Annotated in this window: 3 tRNA genes and 2 rRNA genes; all 5 read right to left on the reverse strand. The window is 42.8% G+C overall.

The window, feature by feature from the left end:
• Positions 1-271: ribosomal RNA gene (locus L3V23_RS21260) — 23S ribosomal RNA — on the reverse strand; the annotation flags it as partial.
• A gap of 365 nt (positions 272-636) precedes the next feature.
• Positions 637-712: transfer RNA gene (locus L3V23_RS21265), tRNA-Val, on the reverse strand.
• Between the two features lie 62 nt (positions 713-774).
• Positions 775-850 (reverse strand) — tRNA-Lys (locus tag L3V23_RS21270).
• 1 nt (position 851) lies between these two features.
• Positions 852-927: transfer RNA gene (locus tag L3V23_RS21275), tRNA-Glu, on the reverse strand.
• A gap of 67 nt (positions 928-994) precedes the next feature.
• A 16S ribosomal RNA gene (locus L3V23_RS21280) occupies positions 995-1,060 on the reverse strand; the annotation flags it as partial.

Genomic DNA, 1,060 nt, shown 5'->3' on the forward strand with positions numbered 1-1,060 from the left:
TTAAGGGCTAATCCAATTTCGCTCGCCGCTACTTTCGGAATCTCAATTGATTTCTTTTCCTCGGGGTACTTAGATGTTTCAGTTCTCCCGGTTCGCCTCATTAACCTATGTATTCAGTTAATGATACATGCTTATGCATGTGGGTTTCCCCATTCGGAAATCGTAGACTCAAGTGGCTTTTACTGCCTTATCTACGCTTATCGCAAGTTAATACGTCCTTCATCGCCTCTGACTGCCAAGGCATCCACCGTGTACGCTTAGTCACTTAACCATACAACCCCAAGAGGTCTTTCGTATGGCAAACAACCAAGGTTTAGTTGTCTCTCATTATTTGAATGAGCGAGAGACATTTCGATTTTGCCGGACTCAAATATGAACAACATCAATGATGTTATTCCCAAGAACACTTGAATGTGTATTGGTACCTACATCTTTTCTCTAATAAAAGAGTGAGACATAGGATTTGAGAACTTTTAATAGTTAATAATTAATCAAATTATTAACTGTCAGCTTTCCAAATTGTTAAAGAGCAAAGTGCATTTTCATCACTTTTTAAGGATTCTCGTCGTCAAAAGTCCGAACCACGTACGTTTTATTGAAGTGGTTTGGATTCTTTATCCAAAAATGCTTAAAGAGTGGTGGGCGATACCGGGTTCGAACCAGTGACCCCCTGCTTGTAAGGCAGGTGCTCTCCCAACTGAGCTAATCGCCCACATTTTCTAACTTGTCTTCACTTTAAAAAGTGAAATCAAACTAGTTTCCTGTGGAAGGAAATGGTGGGTCGTGCAGGATTCGAACCTGCGACCAATTGATTAAAAGTCAACTGCTCTACCAACTGAGCTAACGACCCATGGTATCCCGTAGGGGAGTCGAACCCCTGTTACCGCCGTGAAAGGGCGGTGTCCTAGGCCTCTAGACGAACGGGACACTAAGATACTCTTATCTTTCTAAACCTAATCAATCTGTGTGGACACTCATCAAGAGAATCTTTACGTAAGGAGGTGATCCAGCGCCAGGTTCCCCTAGCGCTACCTTGTTACGACTTCACCCCAGTCATGAA

This window comes from Vibrio sp. A1-b2 (assembly GCF_021726015.1).
GTDB classification, from domain to species: domain Bacteria; phylum Pseudomonadota; class Gammaproteobacteria; order Enterobacterales; family Vibrionaceae; genus Vibrio; species Vibrio diazotrophicus.